A 15,073-nucleotide genomic window follows, 5' to 3' on the forward strand; every position below is an offset into this window, starting at 1 on the left:
CATTCTATTTTCTGTCTACTGTTATAATAGTGTCAAAGTCATTATTGTAAGGGAGTAGGTTTTTTATGTTTAAAATCTTGATTGCAGACCGTGACAGGCAAGAAGTGAATGGAATTGAATGGCTTGTTTCTAAATATTCATCACATGATTTTATCATAGAGAAAAGAAATGAGCTGGCAGAAGTATTAACGGTTCTTGAAACAGACTTACCAGATATCTTGTTTATTGAATTAGATATGATTCCAGATACCCATTGGAAGATGGTTCAATCCTATATTAATAGATATGCCAAAAAGGTTGTTACCCTTACAGCTGAAACTACTTATGAGCGTGCGATGCAGGCGATGTCGATTAAAGCAGTGGAACTTCTTGTTAAACCTTTAACACCGAATCTCGTTAAAAAAGCCTTTCAAGAATTAATCCGTATGCAATTAACTCCTACAACTGATGAAAAAAATAATTCTAGAACAGCATATGACTCGAAATATGAAGCGCTATTTATTGATGACCTGATAGCCTATGAATACCCAGTGTTTCTCATAGAAAGTGAATGGAACGATGCATTGGATGAAATAAGAACATTTAGTAATGAATTTGATTTTTATTACAAGCCTGTTATTTTTTCGACGAGTGACCATCTTGTCCTTGCCTTTCAACATGACATACAGGATGAAATCAACGAAGCAAAGCGGTTCTTAAGAGAATGGGAAATCGAGCATGATGCGCCGCTCGCAATAGCCATCAGTCGTCGTAACCAGCATTCCCTCTATCAGACATATAATCATTTAAGAAAAGCGATAAACGTAACGTTTTATACAGGATACCGCCAAGTGATTTTGGCCAATGAATTTCATGATTGGATAGAACGAGATCCTTTTTTAACAATGGAACAGCAGCGGGATTGGGTCTATATGCTCGATGAAACAGAAATTAGTGAAATAAAGGCATGGATGTATGGAGAATTTTTCAGTATGAAAAGTCCTTATCCTTCTCCTAGTATGCTTCGAACGAGGTTAACGAGTATTCTTGCACAGGTTCGTCGCTATATGATTAAAAGCGGACTCCAAGACAGTAACAGTGAGAATTATTATAAGGATGTTTTTAATAAAATCTTAAACGATAGTGTTTTATATCGAATTGTCCAGGAAATAATTTTGTTTATTGATTACTTATTTGATGTGCAAAATCAACAAGTAGAAAAACCAAAGCTAGATATAATGGAAGCAGCGATTACATATATGGAAAAGAACTATTACCGCTCCGATTTATCATTAGTCGAAGTAGCAAATCATATCGGTCGTAGTCCATCCTACTTCAGCTATTTATTAACCAACAAAAACAACAGAAGCTTTCGAGAAATCCTGACAAATATCCGTATTCAAAAGGCAAAGGATATTTTAAGCACCTCCGATACGCCAATCCAAAATACAGCAAAATTAGTCGGCTTTAATAACCCAAATTACTTTAGTCGTATCTTTAGAAAACAAACCGGACTATCCCCAAGAGAGTTTATCAGACAGCAAACATTTTAATATAGGCTGTTATCTTCAATAGGTAAAAAGAATTAGTTGGAAACAATTAGCAGCCGGAATACACGTAGACTCCTGTGGGCTCAGCCCGAGCCCCACGGAAAGCGAAGTGTATTCCGGCTGCGGGCGATAGCAACAAACTTTACGAAAAAAGCCTTAAGAAGATGCCTCCTATTGAGAAATAATTGGCAAGGACGTCTTTAGATATTTTGATTTTTAACTGCGTTGAAAACAATAAAACAGGTTATCATCTAATATTTTTATCCAATCCAAAATTATCATCATAAATTTAACCGTTTACATCCAGCTTGTCAGATACAACCCGTAAATAATTATCCTTTTTCATAAGATAATTACCTATTATAATTTATAAATTTTGTTAAAGTTTTAATTATAAGAAAATTTAATTATTTAGGGGATGGTACATGTGACAACGATAAAAAGACATGTAGAACAATATACAGGTACTACATTACACGCGAAAAATTGGATCTCTGAAGCAGCTTTACGAATGTTAAACAATAACTTGAGTCCAGAAGTAGCGGAAAATCCCGATCAATTAGTGGTGTACGGAGGCATAGGGAAAGCAGCACGTAACTGGGAATGCTATGAAGCGATTGTTAATGAATTAAAACAATTGGAGGAGGACGAAACATTACTCGTTCAGTCAGGGAAGCCAGTTGCTGTTTTTCGAACACATAAAGATGCGCCCAAAGTGTTGATTGCTAATTCGAATCTTGTTCCGGCATGGGCTAACTGGGACCACTTTCATGAATTAGATAGAAAGGGCTTGATGATGTATGGGCAAATGACTGCTGGAAGCTGGATTTACATCGGTAGTCAGGGGATTGTGCAAGGGACTTATGAAACTTTTGCAGAATGTGCTCGTCAGCATTTTGGAGGCAGTCTTAAAGGAACGATCACATTAACTGCTGGTCTAGGAGGAATGGGTGGAGCTCAACCGTTAGCAGTAACCTTAAATGAAGGCGTGTGTATTGCGATAGAGGTGGACCAACATCGTATTGATCGCAGACTAGAAACGAAATATTTGGATATCTCCACAGATAGTTTGGAAGAGGCATTCCGTTTGGCAAATGAGGCGAAGCAGGAAGGTCGCGCCCTTTCAATTGGCCTACTCGGAAATGCTGCTGAAATATTACCACAAATGATTGATAGAGGTTTTATTCCAGAGGTACTGACAGATCAAACTTCTTCTCATGATCCACTGAATGGCTATGTACCTACACATATGACTCTTGAGGAAGCAGCAGAATTGAGAGCTTCCAATCCGGAAACCTATACCATATTAGCGAAAAAGAGTATTGCAGCACATGTGCAGGCAATGTTAGACATGCAAGCTAAAGGGGCAGTAACATTCGACTATGGAAACAATATTCGCCAGGTTGCAAAAGATGAAGGGATAGCGAATGCCTTTGATTTTCCTGGCTTTGTCCCAGCATATATTCGTCCTCAATTCTGTGAAGGAAAAGGACCATTCCGTTGGGTAGCATTATCAGGTGATCCGGAAGATATTTATAAAACAGATGAGGTAATTTTAAGGGAATTTAGCGAAAACGAGGCTTTATGTAAGTGGATTAAAATGGCTCAGGAAAAAATCAGTTTTCAAGGTTTACCATCTCGTATTTGCTGGCTTGGCTATGGGGAACGGGCAAGGTTTGGAAAAATTATTAATGACATGGTTGCAAGTGGAGAATTAAAAGCACCAATCGTTATCGGACGTGACCATTTAGATTCTGGCTCTGTTGCATCTCCTAACCGTGAAACGGAAGGAATGAAGGATGGTAGTGATGCGGTAGCAGATTGGCCGATTCTAAATGCATTGATTAATAGTGTCGGTGGAGCTAGTTGGGTGAGTGTTCACCATGGTGGCGGTGTTGGGATGGGTTACTCTCTTCATGCAGGCATGGTTATTGTAGCAGATGGAACAAAGGATGCGGAAAAGCGAATCGAACGAGTATTAACGACAGACCCAGGTATGGGGGTAGTTAGACATGTCGATGCAGGTTATGAATCTGCTGTGAAAACAGCGAAAGAAAAAGGAATCCATATTCCGATGCTAAAAAATGCGGAGGTGTAATGCTTGACGGATTTACTGTTTATTAAACATGCAGCACAACTAATTACCGTAGAAGGTCATACGGAAAAGCCAGCTAAAAAACAAGCAATGAGTGAGATTAATGTGATAGAAAATGGAGCAGTACTCGTGCAGGATGGTAAGGTTCTTGATGTTGGAGAAACAAGTGCAATCGAAGCAAAATATCCAGAATTGATTGTGGCTGCAAATCATATCGATGCGACGAATAAGACGGTAACCCCTGGTTTAATCGATCCGCATACACATTTAGTCCATGCCGGAACAAGAGAGAATGAATATGCGATGCGTCTACAAGGAAAAACCTATATGGATATTATGAACGCAGGCGGAGGGATTCATGCCACAACTCGGGCGACACAGGAAGCATCATTTGAGCAATTATTTGCGGAGTCAAAAGCTAGATTAGATAAATTTTTACTCCATGGTGTGACAACAGTAGAGGCTAAAAGTGGCTATGGCTTGTCCTTAGAGCATGAAATAAAACAACTCGAGGTTGCAAAAAAACTACAGCAGAATCATCACATGGATATCGTTTCTACTTTTATGGGCGCACATGCCATCCCGCTGGCAGATAAAGACGATCCAGAACGATTTGTTGATCAAGTCATTGACGAGATGATTCCAGAAGTGGCATGCAGAGGCTTAGCTACTTTTAATGACGTCTTTTGCGAGCGTGGTGTGTTTACCCCAGAACAATCACGACGCATTTTAGAAGCTGGGAAGGAACATGGATTAATTCCGAAAATTCATGCCGATGAAATTGAACCATACGGAGGGGCAGAACTAGCGGCTGAAGTAGGTGCGATATCTGCAGATCACTTATTAAGAGCTTCTAGTCAAGGGATTGAACAGATGGCAGAGCGTGATGTCATAGCTGTTTTATTACCAGGTACCGCATTTTTCCTAATGGCAGAATTTGCAGAGGCAAGAAAAATGATTGACAGTGGTGTCGCTGTTGCCTTATCGACAGATGCCAATCCAGGTTCCTCGCCAACCCTATCACTCCCGTTCATTATGAATTTGGGGTGCTTGAAAATGGGCATGACACCAGAAGAGGTTCTCACCGCTACAACGATAAACGCTGCCCACGCAATCGGCCGCGCAGACACAATAGGTAGCTTGGAAAAAGGAAAGCAGGCAGACATAACTATTTTCAATGTACCAAACTACCTAACCTTATCCTATCAATATGGAATGAACCACGTAGATACAGTGATAAAAAAAGGAGTGCCAGTGGTCATAGAAAAACAGCTTCAAAAAAGGTAGTAGTGATTTGGTGGAGATAGCTAGCTCCTTCTCCACCAAAAGTAATAGTTATAAAAAATCATGTATTGGAGGAAAGCACATGGAAAATACGGAAAGACAAATTCCATTAGAACAAGGTAAAAGCCCAAATAGTAGTCTAAAAGTTTTTAAGTTTGTTGTTTATAGCTTAATTGGTATTTTTACATTTTTCATTCCTATTACCATTAATGACAGCTCCACAATCCCACTCGATCATCTAGTCACCTTTGTTCAACAATCCGTTCCAGTGGCCTTACCATATTATGCATTACTCGTTATATTATTTGGTGCTATTTATCCTTTTGTTAATAAATCGTGGAATAAAAACGCGGTCAATATTGTCTTATCCTTTTTCAAAATTATCGGTCTTATTTTTGCTATTTCTTATGTTTTTAAAATTGGACCAGCGTGGTTTTTTGAACCAGGAATGGGACCATTCTTATTTGATAAGCTAGTAATCCCTGTTGGTGTACTTGTCCCAATTGGCGCTGTGTTTTTAGCATTATTAGCTGGATATGGATTATTAGAATTCATAGGAGTCCTTTTGCAGCCAGTTATGCGCCCAATTTGGAAAACCCCAGGTCGTTCTGCGATTGATGCAGTGGCATCCTTTGTAGGAAGCTATTCGATTGGTCTATTGATTACAAATAAAGTGTACAAAGAAGGAAAGTACAATATTAAAGAAGCGACGATTATTGCAACAGGCTTTTCGACTGTTTCTACCACTTTTATGATCGTTGTGGCAAAAACATTAGGTTTAATGGATATTTGGAATATTTATTTCTGGGTTACGTTAGTTGTAACATTTGCCGTAACAGCCATCACCGTTCGCATATGGCCACTTAACAGAATGAGTGAGGAGTATTATCAAGGGAATGCGAATCCAGAAGAGGTCATTAAAGAGAATAGACTTCACCATGCATGGAAACAAGCAATGGATGCTGCTGATAACTCCTTACCAATCTTTAAAAATATCGTTAATAATTTAAAAGATGGATTTATTATGACAATGGGTATTTTGCCATCGATTTTATCTGTTGGGTTACTCGGCTTAGTGTTAGCAGAATATACACCGGTTTTTGATATCATCGGAATGATTTTCTATCCATTTACATGGATCCTGCAAATTCCAGATCCGATGCTAGCTGCAAAAGCATCAGCCGTTGAGATTGCAGAAATGTTCTTACCAGCAGGACTTGTTGCGGAGGCGGAATTAATTACTAGATTCGTAATTGGTACGTTATCCGTTTCAGCCGTTATCTTTTTCTCTTCTCTCGTTCCTTGTATTCTATCAACTGATATTCCGATAAGTATTCCTAAATTACTTGTCATCTGGATTGAGCGAACGATCCTGACGCTGATTATTGTAACACCACTTGCATTTTTGCTTTTATAGTTTGTTTTTTTTAGAAATGACAATCTAAAACTCTCCTGACTTTTGGTTAGGGGAGTTTGGTTGTTAATCATAGATTGAAAGAATTACGAGAGGGAGCGAGGGGGAAAATGCTTAGTGTAAATAAACAAAGAATAGAACAGAAGCTGTTTGCTTTAGGGGAGATTGGTCGTAATGCAAATGGAGGTATGGATCGGACGACATTTACTCCCGCTGAAATGGAAGCGAGAAATTGGTTGAAGCAGGAGCTTCATTCATTGAATCTAGCTGTTCATGTAGATGAAGCAGCAAATGTTTGGGGGAGAAGAGAAGGAACTAATCCAGAATTACCTGTTCTTACATTTGGTTCTCATATTGATTCGGTACCAAATGGAGGCATTTATGATGGGGCGCTAGGAGTGATTTTGGCTTTAGAAGTGATGCATGTGTTGGAGGAAAATAAAGTGAATACAATGCATCCATTAGAGCTGGTCTCATTTAGTGCAGAGGAGCCTAACCCATTTGGTTTCTCTACTTTTGGTAGTAGAGCGATGACTGGAAAAATAACGGCTGAAGATATTTGCGGTGTCACGGATCCAGACGGGCGATTATTAACAGACGCATTACAGGATGCAGGCGGAAATCCAAATCACTTTGCAAGTGCTGTAAGAAACCATCATGAATTTGCCGCCTATTTGGAGGTTCATATTGAACAAGGAAAAAGATTACTCCAACGTGATATCCCAGTTGGAATTGTAACGGGCATTACTGGCATATACCGTGAAGAAGTGACGGTAATAGGGGAAGCGAATCATGCAGGGACGACATTAATGAAGGATAGATCGGATGCATTTTTAGCCGCAGCAAGTATGGCACTCGCATTAGAAGAAATATTATTGAATTATCCTGATGAAGAGGTTGTTGGGACAATTGGTCAGGTTTTCGTAAAGCCAAATGCAACGAATATTGTACCAGGTGAAGTGACATTCTCTTTAGAACTTAGAGGGCAAACAAAGGAGAAAATTCAAGATGTGTTAGCAAAATGGGAAGAGAAGGTGCAAATCATGCATAGGCATAGAAAGGTGGAATTAAAACGAATAGTAAAGCTTGATCAAGCACCGGTACCGATGAGTGAAAAGATAGTAGCATGCTGTGAGGAGCAGGCGGCTAATCTTAGCTATCCGTCTTACCGATTAGGAAGCATGGCAGGTCATGATGCTGCCCATATGGCATCGGTTACCCAAGCAGGTATGTTATTTGTTCCGAGTTTAGCTGGGAAAAGTCATTGTCCAGAAGAGGAGAGCAGGATGGAGGACATTGAAAAAGTCGGCAACGTTTTACTACATTCTATTTTAGCATTGGATAACAGTCACTAAGGAGGAGAATTGGTGGGGAACTTATTTATAGCGGAGAGTATTTATACGAACGGAACTTTTAAAGAGCAATATAGTTTGTATGTGGAAGATGGAGTGATTAAGGAAATTGGTCCGACTGAGCAGTTAAAGGGAAAGTATCAAGGAGCTACTGTTCATTCATTAGAAGGAAAAACGATTATTCCAGGCACTGTAAATTCGCATAATCATTCTTTTCAAAGTTTACTAAGAGGAATTGCGGTCGATCGACCATTTTTGGAATGGCGGGATGAGGCATTATATAAATATACGCCATACTTAGATGAAGAGGCGATTTACACTGGTGCTTTGTTTGCGTTTGGAGAAATGCTCCGCTATGGGGCGACGACTGTCAGTGATTTTTTCTATGTGCATAACAATGGGATAGCATATGATGAAGCAGTTATCCAGGCTGCGAAGGATGTTGGGATTAGACTTGTGCTAGCACGGACGATGTATGATTGGGATGGAGCTCCAAAAGCGTATATTGAGACAATAAATCAAGCTGTTTCAAGGACGTATCAGTTAGCAAAAAAATATCAAGGCAGTTCAATGGTACATATACAGCCTGCGCCACACAGCCCTCATGCCGCATCTCCAGAAATGATTAAAGCTGGGCATCGTCTCGCATGTGAAATAGATACCCCCTTCCATATTCATGTAGCAGAGGAACCGTTTGAGGTCGAAGAGACGTTAGAAAAATATCGACTTCGACCAGTTCATTATTTGGATTCATTAGGAGTAGTAGATGAGCGCATGATTGCGATTCATTTAGTTTGGCTAGAGCAAACGGAAATAGAGCTGTTAGGTTCACGAAACACATCCCTTGTATATTGCCCTTCCAGCAATATGTTTCTCGCTGATGGAATTACGAAAATTCCCGACTTAGCCAAAGCAGGAGTGAACATCACCTTAGGATCAGACGGTGCATGTAGCAATAATCGAATATCTGTTTTTGAAGAAATGAGAATGTGTTCGATTTTACAAAAAGTAGATAGACTTGATGGAACATGTGTGAATGCCCAGCAAGTATTTGAGATGGGAACGAAAAATGCCGGAGAAATATTGCATTTGCCAATCGGAAAATTAGAACAGGGGATGCAAGCAGATTTTGTAGCGATTGATACGAATGATCTATCGTTGCTGCCAAAGACAAATTTAATCGCAAATATTGTCTATTCAATGCAGCCCAATGCTATTAAAGATGTTTTTGTAGAAGGAAAACAGATTGTAGGAGATGGGAAGCTCTTGACGGTTTCGGAGGATGCTATAGGGAAGCGGGTTAATGCTTTTTTTGAAAGAAATAGAGGGAGATAAGGTGAAATTTCAAATATGGCTGAGCAGTAGGATTTCTTACTGCGTTTATATATATTGAAACAACTGGCTATATTTCTATCGAAGCAGAACATTATTTCTTGAATAAGGATGCTACGAATAAGCAAGGAGATATTTATCGATTTGATGTGCTTTAGGGCTATGGCAAGACTTTATCTGCTATGAAGGCTTTTCCAACAACTGAATATATTACTGCAGGAGAAGATGTACCTTATCTGGAGTATCATTTTGTTGTATCAGAAGCAGGAGCGCATGAAATAGAATTATATATGCAGCCTTCTAATCCAGTGACAAAGGATAATATGTTATTCTGTGACATCCAAGCAAATGAGGATGACATCAACGTTGTGAATATCATTATGTGGGAGGTATCTTTTTGTACAATATGTTAAGATATGGACAAAATAAATGATAACAATAGTTTTAAAAAATTACCTATGTTACATTTAATGTAATAGACTTGAATCAATAGGAGTAAAAAATGCAGAAAATCATGATTATTGAAGACGATGCGAAAATCGCAGAATATCTCAGCACCTACATAAAAAAATATGGATATGAGGCGATCATAACGATCGATTTTGAAAACATAATAGATACATTTAGAGAAGTGCAGCCGGACATTCTACTACTGGATATTAATCTTCCTAGTTATGACGGCTACTATTGGTGTCGGCAAATTCGTAAAGAATCCATTTGCCCAGTAATTTTTATTTCAGCGAGAACAGGTGAGATGGACCAAGTAATGGCGATTGAAAATGGTGGGGATGATTTCATTACAAAACCCTTTCATCCCGATATTGTTATGGCGAAAATTAGAAGTCAATTACGCCGTGCATACGGCGAATATGCGACTAAGCATGAGGAAAGAGTGCTTCATCAAGAGGGTTTGAGCTTATATCCGGAACGTTTTGAATTACGATTTAAAGACAAAGTGACCCAATTGACTAAAAAGGAAACAGACATTATCGAAAGCTTACTTGATCGATATCCTCGTGTTGCTGGACGGCAGGATTTATTAGCAAAGCTTTGGGATGACGAAGCATATGTTGATGAGAATACATTGAATGTAAATATTGCTCGTGTCCGGAAAAAGTTCCAAGAGCTAGGGATTGAAGAGGCTGTGGAAACGGTAAGAGGGGCGGGGTATCGTTTGCGTCCGACTTGGAAAGAGGGACATGCATGAAGCTATTCCTTCGCGAGCATATTTTATTGATAATGGTACAACTGTTCCAATGTGTTTTGATTCCTTTTCTATTTTGGTTGGATGGTTACCGGGGGATAGGAGTAAGTTTATATGCTATTTTTCTATCAATCGTATTTATAACAGCATTCCTGCTATATCAATATATAAGTAGAAGAAAATTCTATCAAAGGTTGGAGAGTCCAATGGAAACATTGGATGGATCGCTTGAGACTGCCGAAGCAAAACCCATTGCAGAAGCGCTTGATCAATTATTACTCGCACAATATCGTTTATTCCAAGAAGAAATCCAAAAAGCAGAGGAACGACAGGATGAGCATTTACTATTTATGGATCGTTGGGTTCATCAAATGAAAACACCACTTTCTGTTATTGAACTAACAGCACAAACGCTTGATGAGCCAGAATCATCAAGTATCCGGGAAGAGACGGACCGAATGCGAAACGGGTTGAATACCGTTCTTTATATGGCAAGACTTCGTACCATTACAGAGGATTTTCAGATTAAGCCTGTTATTCTTTCCAAGCTAATACACGAAGTGAATCAGGAAAACAAGCGCTTTTACATTCGCAATGAAGTGTATCCTCAATTTAAAGAAGAGAAGCCAGGAATAACAGTAGAGACAGATGAAAAGTGGCTCTTTTTTCTATTAACACAGCTTGTACATAATGCCGTTAAATATTCGACAGGAAAAGCAAAGCATCTTATTCTTTCCCTTTATGAAAAGTCAGGGGAAGCCATTCTTGAAGTGCAAGATTTTGGGGTGGGGATACCAGTTGTAGATGTGAAACGTATTTTTAATAAATTTTATACAGGAGAAAATGGACGCAAATATCGAGAATCTACCGGTATGGGGCTTTATTTAGTTAAAGAAGTAGCGGAAAGATTAGAACATCGTCTTGAATTGGAATCAAAGGTCGGAGTAGGCACAACGGTAAGAATTATTTTTTCCAACACGCAAAACCTTACATCCATGTAAGGTTAATGAAAGCATAATCGATAGTATGGCATATCTCATTCAGGCTATACTTTTACTAGAATTGTTGGAGAGGAGAAAGATTATGCTTAAACTTAAAAACGTAAGTAAGGTTTACGAAGGAAAAGTAGCTTACCGTGCCCTTACTGATATTAATTTTGAAATTGAAAAAGGCGAATTTGTTGTGATCATGGGTCCTTCTGGAAGTGGGAAGACAACTTTATTAAATATTATTTCTACGAATGACGCCCCTACGGCAGGCTCTGTTGAGATGGAAGGGAAAATGCCACATACGCTCAAAAAAAATGCACTGGCTAAGTTCCGAAGAAATGAATTAGGATTTATCTTTCAGGATTTTAATCTATTGCATACATTAACGGTGGAAGAAAATATTGTCTTGCCATTAACTTTAGATGGTTCTCCTGTCAAAGAAATGAAGAGGAAGGCAGAAGAGATTGCCAAAGATTTGGGTATCACCGCGATTCTAAATAAACGTACTTACGAAATTTCAGGTGGTCAGGCACAGCGGGTCGCTATTGCAAGAGCGATGATTCATGAACCTAAGCTATTATTGGCAGATGAGCCAACAGGAAACCTAGATTCGAAAGCAGCAAAAGATGTGATGAATATGCTTGTTTCCATTAATGAGAAGAAGCAAACGAGCTTGTTAATGGTAACACATGATCCACAAGCAGCTAGTTATTCAGATAGAGTAATCTTTATTCGTGATGGAAAGCTGCATTCGGAAATTCATCGAGGGGATAGTAGGCAAGCATTTTTCCAAAAAATAATCGATATGCTTTCGTTGATGGGAGGCGACGGAAATGACTTTTCGTCAGTTCGCGTTTAATAACGTCCTACGCAATAAACGGCTGTATATTGCGTACTTCCTAAGCAGCATGTTTACGGTAATGGTTTTCTTCACTTTTGCTATCTTTGCTTTCCATCCGGCCTTTTCAGATGCCAGCGTTAATGAAACGGCTGTATTTGGAATGGGGGTTGCTGGCGGAATTATTTATGTGTTTTCTTTCTTTTTTGTTTTATATTCGATGAGTTCTTTCTTACAGTCACGAAAGAAAGAATTTGGCTTATTAATGATGTTTGGAGCATCCAATCGGCAGATTCGCCTCTTAGTTTTCTTAGAAAATATATTAATTGGATTTTTTGCAACAGTAAGTGGTATTTTAACAGGATTAGTATTTGCAAAAGTCATTCTTTTGATTGCTGAGAATGTTTTAATTATTAGCGAATCATTGGATTTTTATTTCCCTACATGGGCAATTATCGTGACATTTATTAGTTTTCTTATTCTCTTTTTCCTTATTTCGGTCTTTGTTTCGTTTATTCTTCGTACCAATAAATTGATTGATTTAATAAAGGGAGACAAAAAGTCAAAAGGAGAGCCCAAAGCTTCTTTACTTCTATCCATTCTAGCAGCGTTGCTTCTGCTTGTAGGTTATGGTACTGCGGTTTATGTGAAGGGGTTATTTGTGATTTACGCAATGATACCAGTTATTGTCGTAGTGACACTAGGGACTTATCTTTTATTTACTCAATTGAGCGTGTATGTCATCCGAAAGCTAAAAGGCAATAAGTCTATCTTTTGGAAAAAAACAAATATGCTACTGTTCTCCGATTTATCCTTTCGGATGAAGGATAATGCAAGAACCTTTTTCTTGGTGGCAATTATCTCCACAGTTGCTTTTAGTGCAATTGGGACCCTATACGGTTTCCAAGCGTACTTAACAAAAGGGATAAAAGATATAAATCGATACACTTTCACTTATTCTCCATTAGGAGATGATAGCAAAGAGGTAATCGAAAAAGATATTAGCCAAGTGAATGCTATTCTTAAAGATGAAAAATTGGATGCGATGATGGAACAGGTTCAGCTGAACTATTATCAAGTAACTGGAAAAAAGGAGAGCGTCTTAATTGCGAGAGCATCTGATTATAATAGCTTTGCTGGGCTAATTGGAGAGACAGAACTTCATCCTAAGGAAAACGAAGCGATTGTCGTGGAACAAAGTGATGCAGTCTTAATGAATGGGAAATCGAAAGCCAGTAAAGAGTTAATGGAAACAGCTATTCCTTTAAAAAGGGGTCAAGAAATATCTCCGACTCGAGTAATCGAAGCGTCTGTTTTAACAGAAATAAAGGCTTATTATGTAGTGAATGATAAGATTTATGACCAGCTTAATGAACCAATAGAAAGTAATCACAGTGTCGTATGGCAAGTGAAAGAAGGACAAACAGATAAAGTAGTTGAAGTAGGGAAACAATTAGATAAAGAATTACCGTTTAAAGCTTTTTCTGTTGACTATACAATTTATCAAATCAATAAAGCATATGGACCGATTCTCTTTATCGGCTTGTTTATTGGAATTGTATTCTTCGTTTCTGCAGGAAGCTTTCTCTACTTCCGCTTATTCACCGATTTAGAAGAAGAAAAGCGCAAATTCCAATCGATTGCGAAAATTGGATTAACGGAGAGTGAGTTAAAAAGAGTCGTGAATAGACAAATAGCCCTGTTATTTTTCTCACCGATTATAGTAGCATTAATTCACGGTTCCGTTGCACTAACTGCCTTATCTCATTTCTTTGACTTTAATATCACAGTAGAGGCCTCGTTAGTATTAGGAAGCTTTGCTTTGATTCAGCTTCTTTATTTCTTGATTGTTCGCTACTTCTACGTTAAACAGGTGAAAAGAATCATCCTTTAAGTCATAATATGTGGAAAAGAATAAGGCGTATAAATTGGTTGGGAAAAACTAATTTATACGCCTTATTTGTTAACCGCAAAGCGAGTTTTCGATCAGTCTTCCCCGTTCTTAATCGGACTTAACGAGGGATAGTAGTTTTCGAGATTTTCAGGAAATATCAAATTGACAGTAGAAATTACCTATGCTAGACTGACTTTAAAGGATTGTTACCGCTTTATTGTGGGCTATACCTATTTTTTGTTGTAGATGAAGAAAATAAAAGAATAGGGACTATCTTATGAATGTATTGAAAGTGATTAATAATAATATCGTATTGTCTAGGAATGATGATAATCAAGAACTTGTCGTGATGGGGAAAGGGCTAGGCTTTAAGAAAAAGGTCGGCGACACTATTGATGAAACGAAGATTGAAAATATGTATCTCAGTTCAAAAGAGTGGAGTGTCAATAAATTAACCCAGATGTTATCTTCGATTCCGATGGAACATATTCAGGTAGCAAATGAAATCATCAGCTTTGCAAAAGTTTCGCTTGGGAAAAAACTAAGTGAAAATATCTTCTTAACATTAACCGATCATATCAGTTATGCAATTGAGCGCTATGAGAATGGAATGGAAATCAAGAATGCTCTTCTTTGGGAGATTAAACGATTTTATAATCATGAATTCTTGATTGGAAAAGAAGCGTTATCGATTGTAAAAAACCGACTCGGTGTTGATTTACCAGAAGATGAAGCTGGATTTATCGCCTTGCATATTGTCAATGCGGAGCTTGATATGGGCCAAGTTAGTCGAGTATCAGAAATGGCAAAGGTTATCCAAAATATCCTTAATATTGTAAAATATCATTTTAAAATTGATTTGGACGAGTATTCGCTTAATTATGAACGATTTATCACGCACTTGAAATTTTTCTTTCAACGAATGTTCAGTGGTGTTAAATTGGATGATGCAGGAACGTCCAGTTTCATTTTCATGCTGAAGGAAAAGTATACTAATGAGTATGCTTGTGCATTGAAAATTAGAGAGTATATTAAGAAAGAATTTGGAAGAGAACTAGAAGAAGATGAGTTAATCTATCTGACGATTCATATAAAAAGAATAACCAGTGATTAGGATTGTTACTGATAATGCAGGCTATACC

The 15,073-nt window shown here is 38.3% G+C and carries 12 protein-coding genes; all 12 read left to right on the forward strand.

Features of this window, described 5'->3' with window-relative positions; translation table 11 throughout:
• The first annotated feature begins 65 nt into the window (after positions 1 to 65).
• The 12 genes from NKG37_RS11605 (at position 66) to licT (ending at position 15,045) form a co-directional block, all read left to right on the forward strand.
• Positions 66 to 1,532: a helix-turn-helix domain-containing protein gene (locus NKG37_RS11605; protein WP_254416241.1), complete on the forward strand. Its 1,467-nt coding sequence runs from the start codon at positions 66 to 68 to the stop codon at positions 1,530 to 1,532.
• Positions 1,533 to 1,947: 415 nt separating this feature from the next.
• A complete protein-coding gene (hutU, locus tag NKG37_RS11610; protein WP_254416242.1) occupies positions 1,948 to 3,627 on the forward strand; it encodes a urocanate hydratase in 1,680 nt (559 codons plus the stop codon).
• 3 nt (positions 3,628 to 3,630) lie between these two features.
• Positions 3,631 to 4,911, forward strand: a complete 1,281-nt coding sequence (gene hutI / locus NKG37_RS11615) for an imidazolonepropionase (RefSeq protein ID WP_254416243.1) — start codon at positions 3,631 to 3,633, stop codon at positions 4,909 to 4,911.
• Between the two features lie 79 nt (positions 4,912 to 4,990).
• Positions 4,991 to 6,325 carry a YjiH family protein gene (locus NKG37_RS11620; RefSeq protein WP_254416244.1) on the forward strand — a complete coding sequence of 445 codons (1,335 nt, stop codon included), beginning with the start codon at positions 4,991 to 4,993 and terminating at the stop codon, positions 6,323 to 6,325.
• A gap of 107 nt (positions 6,326 to 6,432) precedes the next feature.
• A complete protein-coding gene (locus NKG37_RS11625) occupies positions 6,433 to 7,677 on the forward strand; it encodes a Zn-dependent hydrolase (RefSeq protein WP_254416245.1) in 1,245 nt (414 codons plus the stop codon).
• 12 nt (positions 7,678 to 7,689) lie between these two features.
• A complete protein-coding gene (locus NKG37_RS11630) occupies positions 7,690 to 9,009 on the forward strand; it encodes an amidohydrolase family protein (protein ID WP_254416246.1) in 1,320 nt (439 codons plus the stop codon).
• Between the two features lie 179 nt (positions 9,010 to 9,188).
• The gene (locus NKG37_RS11635; protein ID WP_016204155.1) at positions 9,189 to 9,419 is read left to right on the forward strand and encodes a hypothetical protein; all 231 of its coding nucleotides are present in this window, start codon (positions 9,189 to 9,191) and stop codon (positions 9,417 to 9,419) included.
• Positions 9,420 to 9,508: 89 nt separating this feature from the next.
• Positions 9,509 to 10,213, forward strand: a complete 705-nt coding sequence (locus NKG37_RS11640) for a response regulator transcription factor (protein WP_016204156.1) — start codon at positions 9,509 to 9,511, stop codon at positions 10,211 to 10,213.
• Entirely contained in the window at positions 10,210 to 11,211 is a 1,002-nt protein-coding gene (locus NKG37_RS11645; protein ID WP_016204157.1) for a sensor histidine kinase, read from the forward strand. The genes NKG37_RS11640 and NKG37_RS11645 overlap by 4 nt, the downstream gene beginning before the upstream one ends.
• An 82-nt stretch (positions 11,212 to 11,293) precedes the next feature.
• Entirely contained in the window at positions 11,294 to 12,058 is a 765-nt protein-coding gene (locus tag NKG37_RS11650; RefSeq protein WP_254416247.1) for an ABC transporter ATP-binding protein, read from the forward strand.
• Positions 12,033 to 13,931, forward strand: a complete 1,899-nt coding sequence (locus tag NKG37_RS11655) for an ABC transporter permease (RefSeq protein ID WP_224427478.1) — start codon at positions 12,033 to 12,035, stop codon at positions 13,929 to 13,931. Before NKG37_RS11650 ends, NKG37_RS11655 begins: the two co-directional genes overlap by 26 nt.
• A 277-nt stretch (positions 13,932 to 14,208) precedes the next feature.
• Positions 14,209 to 15,045 (forward strand): BglG family transcription antiterminator LicT, encoded by an 837-nt coding sequence (gene licT, locus NKG37_RS11660; protein ID WP_101730457.1) that lies wholly within the window; start codon positions 14,209 to 14,211, stop codon positions 15,043 to 15,045.
• Positions 15,046 to 15,073 lie beyond the last annotated feature (28 nt).

This window comes from Niallia sp. RD1, from assembly GCF_024219955.1.
GTDB classification, from domain to species: Bacteria; Bacillota; Bacilli; order Bacillales; family Cytobacillaceae; genus Niallia; species Niallia alba.

Excerpts from the sequence above, each read along its gene's own strand:
- NKG37_RS11605 (WP_254416241.1), top strand. The coding sequence starts at position 66 with ATGTTTAAAATCTTGATTGCAGACCGTGACAGGCAAGAAGTGAATGGA.
- hutU (WP_254416242.1), top strand. The coding sequence starts at position 1,948 with ATGGTACATGTGACAACGATAAAAAGACATGTAGAACAATATACAGGT.
- NKG37_RS11620 (WP_254416244.1), top strand. The coding sequence starts at position 4,991 with ATGGAAAATACGGAAAGACAAATTCCATTAGAACAAGGTAAAAGCCCA.
- NKG37_RS11625 (WP_254416245.1), top strand. The coding sequence starts at position 6,433 with ATGCTTAGTGTAAATAAACAAAGAATAGAACAGAAGCTGTTTGCTTTA.
- NKG37_RS11635 (WP_016204155.1), top strand. The coding sequence starts at position 9,189 with ATGAAGGCTTTTCCAACAACTGAATATATTACTGCAGGAGAAGATGTA.
- NKG37_RS11640 (WP_016204156.1), top strand. The coding sequence starts at position 9,509 with ATGCAGAAAATCATGATTATTGAAGACGATGCGAAAATCGCAGAATAT.
- NKG37_RS11645 (WP_016204157.1), top strand. The coding sequence starts at position 10,210 with ATGAAGCTATTCCTTCGCGAGCATATTTTATTGATAATGGTACAACTG.
- NKG37_RS11650 (WP_254416247.1), top strand. The coding sequence starts at position 11,294 with ATGCTTAAACTTAAAAACGTAAGTAAGGTTTACGAAGGAAAAGTAGCT.
- NKG37_RS11655 (WP_224427478.1), top strand. The coding sequence starts at position 12,033 with ATGACTTTTCGTCAGTTCGCGTTTAATAACGTCCTACGCAATAAACGG.
- licT (WP_101730457.1), top strand. The coding sequence starts at position 14,209 with ATGAATGTATTGAAAGTGATTAATAATAATATCGTATTGTCTAGGAAT.